Here is a 6,672-nt window from a genome sequence, read left to right as displayed (position 1 = left end):
AGGCTGGCGACGCCGCCGACCACCCGCCAACCGGACACCAGACCGCAGAACACCCAGACAGAAGGCCACAAGCCCCCGATGATCCACTCCGTGTCCCGCAAACGGCGACATCCGACTCAACGCCGACACCACGACATCCCGCACACCGAGTCGACCACTACCCACCCGACACGCAACGGCGGCCGACCACGACACGGGCCATGCCCGGAAACCGCAACCAACGCGGACCCGGGCACACCGGACAGCGGGAAAACCGGGGGCAGGGGTTACCCTGACAGCATGCCGGCCACCACCAGCGCGTACCTCGCCCGCCCCGGGCGTCCCGCCGTGGTGGCTCGTACCCTCACCGAGCTCACCGGCCCCACCTGGGGCATCGTCGAGCTGCCGGTACGCCTGATGTGGAGCAGCGAACGCGCCTTCGATCTCGGCGACCCGGACGACCTGCTCTGGATGTACGAGAACGTGCTGCGGGAGACCACCCGCGTCAACGACCTGCGCGAGCTGATCGACGGGCGGACGCTGCGCCGGGTGTGGCGGCGGCTGAACCTGCCACGGGGCGTACGCCTCGCCTGGGAGGGCCGCCACCGGGACCTGCGTACCGCGTGAGCCACCTGCACGACTTCTACCGGGACGTGGCGCGGGTGGCCCTGACCGCCGCCGGCCCGCACCGGTTCGTGCTCGGCGGTGGGGTGGCCTGGGCGGCGCACGGCCTGGTCACCCGGCCGACGGAGGATGTCGACCTCTTCGCCGACGTGGAGGGGGCGGCCGCCGCGGCGGCGGCCGGGGTGCGGGCCGCGCTGGAGCGGGCCGGCTACCAGGTGTTAGACGCCGACCCGGACAGCGAGCTCGCGGAGCTGTTCGACGGGTTCGACCGGGACATGCGGGACTTCGTGGTGAGCCGGGACGGCCGACAGATCCGGCTCAGCCTGGCCCGGCTCGACCGGTACCGCAGTCCGGTGGTGATGGACCTGGGCCCGGTGATGGACGTCCGCGACCTGATCGCCAACAAGACCGCCGCGCTGGTCAACCGCCGGGAGGTACGCGACTACATCGACGTCGCCGCCGCGCTGGACCGGTACGAGGTGACGGAGCTGCTGGAGCTGGCCCGCCAGGTGGATCCGGCGCTGGACCTCTCGGACGTCCGGGCGGCGGGCCGCTACCTGGACCGGGTGCCGGATCGGCGCTTCACCCGTTACGGGCTCGACCCGGCCCAGGTCGCCGAGGTCCGCCGCCGGATGGCCGCCTGGCCCCGCTGACCGGACGTAACCCGGCCGCGTTGACCTGCGTGAAGACGACCGCGTTGACCTGCGTGAAGACGACCACGGAGTGACCGCCGTGTTACAGCGAGGCGAGCAGGACCGGCACCGAGGTGAAACACGCCGGGGCGATGTGGCGCGAGCGACAGCCGCTCGTTATGGTGCGCAACGGCGCCCACGCGGCGCGTCCACTCCCCACGGAAAGGCACCTCATGACCTCCCCCTCCGGCGCCTCGCGCCGCCAGGTGCTGGCCGTCGCGGCCGCCGCCGCGACCGCTCCCCTGCTCGCCAGCGCTCCCGCCCGGGCCGCCGCGTCGACCGGCAACGGCACCGGTACGACGACCTGGGACCTGACCGTCCTCGGCACCTCGGACACCCACGGCAACGTCTATAACTGGGACTACTACAAGGACGCCGAGTACGACGACAGCCAGCACAACGACGTCGGCGTCGCGAAGCTGGCCACCCTGGTCAACCAGATCCGTACCGAACGCACGGGCAAGGCGACCCTGGTCCTCGACGCGGGTGACACCATCCAGGGCACCCCGCTGGCCACCTACTACGCCAAGCAGGAGCCGATCACCGTCACCGGTGAGACGCACCCGATGGCCAACGCGATGAACGTGCTGAACTACGACGCCGTCACGCTGGGCAACCACGAGTTCAACTACGGCCTGCCGCTGCTGGCCAAGTGGATCGAGCAGCTCGGCTTCCCGGCCCTGGCCGCCAACGCGATCAACGAGAAGACCGGCAAGCCGGCCTACCTGCCGTACGTGATCAAGCCGTTCAACCTCGGCGGGCACGGCGCGCCGGCGCTGAACGTCGGCATCCTCGGCCTGACCAACCCGGGCGTGGCCATCTGGGACAAGGGCAACGTCGAGGGCAAGCTGGTCTTCGAGGACATGATCGCGACCGCCGCGAAGTGGGTGCCGATCATGCGGGACCGTGGCGCCGACCTGGTCATCATCTCCGCGCACGGCGGCGACAGCGGCACCTCCAGCTACGGGCCGGAACTGCCGAACGAGAACCCGGTGGCGTTGATCGCCGAGCAGGTGCCGGGCATCGACGCGATCCTCTTCGGCCACGCCCACAACGAGATCCCGGAGAAGTTCGTCACCAACAAGGCCACCGGCGAGCAGGTCCTGACCTCGGAGCCGTCGCGGTGGGGATATCGGCTGACCCGGATGGACTTCACCCTCACTCGGGAGAAGGGCCGCTGGAAGGTGGTCGGCAAGCGCGCCAGCATGCTGAACACCAACACCGTGGTCGAGGACCCGGCGGTGCTCGCGGCCGTGCGCGGCCAGCACACCAAGACGGTCGACTACGTCAACCAGGTCGTCGCGCAGTCCACCGTGCAGCTCTCCGCCGCCGAGTCGCGCTACAAGGACACCCCGATCCTGGACTTCATCAACAAGGTCCAGACCGACGTGGTCACCGCAGCCCTCGCCGGCACCGCGTACGCGGGCCTGCCGGTGCTGTCGATCGCGGCGCCGTTCAGCCGTACCGCGGTGTTCCCCGCCGGTGACGTGCGGATCCGCGACGTCGCCGGCCTCTACGTGTACGACAACACCCTCGAGGCGGTCGTGATGACCGGCGCCGAGGTGAAGGCGTACCTGGAGTACTCGGCGAAGTACTTCAAGACCCTGCCGGTCGGCGCCCCCGTCAACCCGGCGACCATCGCGGACCCGGCCGTACCGGACTACAACTACGACACGCTCTCGGGTGTCGACTACGACATCGACATCTCGAAGCCGGTCGGCCAGCGGATCACCCGCCTGGTCCTGCCGGGCACCGACACCCCGGTCCCCGCGGACGCGCAGTTCGTGGTCGCGGTGAACAACTACCGGCGCAGCGGTGGCGGCAACTTCCCCGGCGTCGTGAAGACCCAGGTCTACAACGAGCAGCAGGAGATCCGTCAGCTGCTCATCGAGTGGGCGCAGGCCAAGGGCGCCATCAACCCGGCCGACTTCTTCGTGCCGAACTGGAAGCTGGTCCGCGAGGGCGTGCCGGTCTTCTGATCCGTACCGTTCGACGGGCCGTGGGTGACATCCGCGGCCCGTCGGCCGTTTCCGGGGCCTCAGCCCGGGCTGTTCCGCAGGGTCCACTCCTCCGGGCTGCCGGCCGGCTCCGGGCGGTCCCGGCGGGCGTCCGTCTCCGTCAACTCCACCCGATCCTCCGGGCACACCCCAGGCGGCAGTTCGCCGAAGCGTACGTGCCGAAGGAACGCGTACTCCTCGTCGGTGAACGACTCGTTCGGCTCGCTCATGACGACATGATGCGCCGCGATGTCCACCACCCGCATCAACCGTTACGACGTGGGTACGCCGCCGCCCTCGGCCGACGAGCCGGAAGCCGGTCCAGCAGGGCCAGGCCGGCCCGTACGGGGCGACGGACCAGGACCCGGTCGAAGCTCGCCCGACCCTGGCAGAAGCGGGCGAACATCCGCCAGCCGGGTGGGGTGGCCAGCAGCGCGTGGAACACGTCGGGCCGCCGTTCGAAAATCTCCAGAAGCCGATGCCCGGCCAGCATCTCGGGCACCAACTGTCGGCGTACGTCACGCTCGTAGGCGTCCAGGTCGCCGCCGGCAACCGCCTCGCCCGCCAGCCGGCCCGACCGCAGGGCGAAGCTGATCCCCTCCCGGCTCCACGGTTCCAGCAGGCCGGCCGCGTCACCGGCGACCAGGACCCGGCCGCGGCGCAGCGGCGAGTCCTCCGTGCGGCACCGGGTCAGGTGGCCGGAGTCGTGCTCCGGGGTCAGCCCGGACAGGCCCAGCCGGGCCACGAAGTCGCGCAGGTAGGCCCGCGTCCGCTCCCCCTCGCCCCGAGCGGAGATGACGCCGACGGTGAGCCGGTCGCTTTTGGGGAAGACCCAGGCGTACGACCCGGGGACCGGCCCCCAGTCGATCAGCGCCCGGCCCCGCCAGCGCTCCTGCTCGGCGGGCGGAACCGGCAGCTCCACCTCCAGTCCCAGGTCGACCTGGCGGTGGACCACCCCGACGTGCCGGGCGGTGACGCCGGAGGAGCCGTCGGCGCCGATGACCGCGCGGGCGCGTACGGCGTCGCCGTCAACCAGCCGCAGGCGTACCTCGTCGGGGTCCTGCTCGACGGCGCGGACCGGAACGCCCTCGCGGACCTCGGCCCCGGCGGCCGCCGCGGCGGCCCGCAGCCGATGATCGAACTCCTCGCGACGGATCATGCTCACGAGCGGGCTGGTGTGCCGGCGGGTGAAGCCGCGTCGCCCATCCTGGGTGAACGTGACCCGGTCGACCCCGTCGTGGACCGGCACCTCGATCCGGTCGACCACCTCGGCCAACGACGTGCCGATCAGCCCGCCGCCGCAGGTCTTGTAGCGGGGGTGAGTGGCGCGTTCGAGCACCAGGGTGCGGACGCCGGCCCGGGCCGCGGCGTGGGCGGCGGAGAGCCCGGCGGGGCCGGCACCAACGACGGCGAGATCCCAAATGATCACTGGTGCAGCCTAGGGCAGACCGGCGGGCGACGCCGATTCTCGTGCCCGGCGCGACCCCCCGTTCGGGTGGGCATCATCGGGGGCCCTCGGGGTAACCGCCGGGCGAGACCACCCGCCGGTCTGGCGGGTCACGTCGAGGAGGGCACGATGCAGCAGGTACAGCTGTCCGACATCGAGCAACGGGTGTACCAGGCGGTAACCGAGCTGGAGGTGCGGGGGGACGTACCCTATCCCGACCTGATCGCCGAGCAGGCCGGGATGACCGAGGAGGAGCTACGCGAGCCGCTGCACATGCTCACCGAACGGGGCCTGCTACACCGCGAGGACACCCCGATGGCAGGACTCGACTTCGGCCCACGGTGGTGTGCGCGCCAGATGGCGTGACTGCGTCGTTTGCCAGGGGCCGGGTAGCGATCGTGGATGCGTGAGCGGCGGCCTTCGGGGGGTGCGATGAGCACGGACCGGTCGGCACCGGCGGCCACCGCCGGGTACGACGACCGGCGCCGCTGGCGGGCGCTCGGTGTTGGCCTGGTCGCCGCGTTCATGACGCTGTTGGACGTCAGCATCGTCAACGTGGCCGTGCCCTCGATCGACCGGGCGCTGAACGCGACGCCGAGCGATTTGCAGTGGGTGCTGTCCGGGTACGCGCTCACCTTCGGTCTGATCCTGGTGCCGGCCGGGCGCTTCGGTGACGCGCGCGGCCGGCGTATCGGGTTCGTGACCGGGCTGGTCCTGTTCACACTGACCAGTGCGGTCGCCGGGCTGGCCGCCGCGCCGCTGTGGCTGATCGGCGCCCGGCTCGTCCAGGGCGCCGCCGCCGGGGTGGTCAACCCTCAGGTGACCGGCATGATCCAGCAGCTGTTCCGGGGGGCCGAGCGGGGTCGGGCGTTCGGGTTGCTCGGCGCCACCATCGGGATCTCCACCGCGGTCGGCCCGCTGCTGGGCGGGCTGCTCATCCAGGCCGGCGGCGAGCAGCACGGCTGGCGGTTGGTGTTCTTCGTGAACGTGCCGGTCGGCATCATCGCCGTGCTGCTGGGCTGGCGGCTGATGCCGGCGCGTCCCACCGGGGTGCCCGACCGGCACCGGCTCGACCCGATCGGCGTGCTGCTGCTCGGCGTCGGAGTGACCCTGGTGCTGCTCCCGCTGGTGCAGCGGCAGCAGTGGCCGGGCGTGGCGAAGTGGTTGCTCATCCTGGCCGGGCTGGTCTTCCTGATCGCATTCGGCCTGTGGGAGCGGCGGTACGCGCGCCGCCGACCGCCCCTGTTCGACCTGCGGTTGTTCGAGCTGCGTTCGTACACCCTGGGCACGCTGATCGGTCTGCTCTACTTCGCCGGGTTCACCGCGATCTTCTTCATCTTCACCCTGTACCTGCAGATCGGTCTCGGCTACAGCGCACTCACCGCCGGACTGGCCATCACCCCGTTCGCCCTCGGCTCGGCGGTGGCGGCCGCGGTGGGCGGCCGGGTGGTCAACCGCTACGGCCGGCCGCTGGTCGGCGTCGGCCTGCTGGTGGTGGTGATCGGCCTCGGCGCGACCGTGTGGGTGCTGCGCGACTCACCGCACGTCTCGGTGCCGCTGCTGACCGCGGCGCCGTTACTGGTGGCCGGACTCGGCAGTGGCCTGGTCATCGCGCCGAACCAGACGTTGACCCTGTCGGAGGTGCCGGTGCCGCAGGCCGGCAGCGGGGCGGGCATGCTGCAGACCGGGCAGCGGATCGGATCGGCCGCCGGGATCGCGGCGGTCGGCGCATTGTTCTTCTCGACCCTGGCCGGCACCCGGGGCGACTGGGCCGCCGCGTTCCGGCAGTCCCTGCTGCTGGCCGCGGCGATCATCGCGTTGGCGCTCATCGCCGCGCTGGTGGACATCGTGATGGGTCACCGTCGGTCCGGTTCCGCCTCCCCGGCCGAATCACCGCCCGGGTCGCCCGAACTCCATTGAGATCTGGAGACAC

At 71.4% G+C, this 6,672-nt stretch carries 7 protein-coding genes; 5 read left to right on the top strand and 2 right to left on the bottom strand.

The annotated features are described in order from the left end of the window. Positions 1 to 279 precede the first annotated feature (279 nt). The 3 genes from ACNAW0_RS29635 to ACNAW0_RS29625 all read left to right on the top strand — a co-directional run bounded on the left by ACNAW0_RS29635 (position 280) and on the right by ACNAW0_RS29625 (position 3,274). On the top strand, positions 280 to 606 hold the full coding sequence (locus ACNAW0_RS29635; protein WP_416291342.1) for a hypothetical protein: 327 nt from the start codon (positions 280 to 282) through the stop codon (positions 604 to 606). Beyond that, entirely contained in the window at positions 603 to 1,256 is a 654-nt protein-coding gene (locus ACNAW0_RS29630) for a nucleotidyl transferase AbiEii/AbiGii toxin family protein (protein WP_416291341.1), read from the top strand. Before ACNAW0_RS29635 ends, ACNAW0_RS29630 begins: the two co-directional genes overlap by 4 nt. A 212-nt stretch (positions 1,257 to 1,468) precedes the next feature. Next, positions 1,469 to 3,274 (top strand): bifunctional metallophosphatase/5'-nucleotidase, encoded by a 1,806-nt coding sequence (locus tag ACNAW0_RS29625; RefSeq protein ID WP_416291340.1) that lies wholly within the window; start codon positions 1,469 to 1,471, stop codon positions 3,272 to 3,274. A gap of 59 nt (positions 3,275 to 3,333) precedes the next feature. Here ACNAW0_RS29625 and ACNAW0_RS29620 read toward each other — a convergent pair whose 3' ends face one another. After that, positions 3,334 to 3,522, bottom strand: coding sequence for a hypothetical protein (locus ACNAW0_RS29620; protein WP_416291339.1), 189 nt, complete (start codon positions 3,520 to 3,522; stop codon positions 3,334 to 3,336). Positions 3,523 to 3,557: 35 nt separating this feature from the next. After that, complete coding sequence (locus ACNAW0_RS29615) at positions 3,558 to 4,721, bottom strand: geranylgeranyl reductase family protein (protein WP_416291338.1); 1,164 nt, start codon at positions 4,719 to 4,721, stop codon at positions 3,558 to 3,560. 147 nt (positions 4,722 to 4,868) lie between these two features. Here ACNAW0_RS29615 and ACNAW0_RS29610 point away from each other — a divergent pair, with 147 nt between their 5' ends. Beyond that, entirely contained in the window at positions 4,869 to 5,105 is a 237-nt protein-coding gene (locus tag ACNAW0_RS29610; RefSeq protein ID WP_416291337.1) for a hypothetical protein, read from the top strand. 66 nt (positions 5,106 to 5,171) lie between these two features. Next, positions 5,172 to 6,659: an MFS transporter gene (locus ACNAW0_RS29605; RefSeq protein ID WP_416291336.1), complete on the top strand. Its 1,488-nt coding sequence runs from the start codon at positions 5,172 to 5,174 to the stop codon at positions 6,657 to 6,659. The last annotated feature ends 13 nt before the right edge of the window (positions 6,660 to 6,672 follow it).

The sequence above is a fragment of the Micromonospora sp. SL1-18 genome (assembly GCF_047921505.1).
In the GTDB taxonomy this organism is placed as follows: domain Bacteria; phylum Actinomycetota; class Actinomycetes; order Mycobacteriales; family Micromonosporaceae; genus Micromonospora.
Note: the sequence above shows the minus strand (reverse complement) of the source record. Positions and strands in the feature narration are given on the sequence as shown.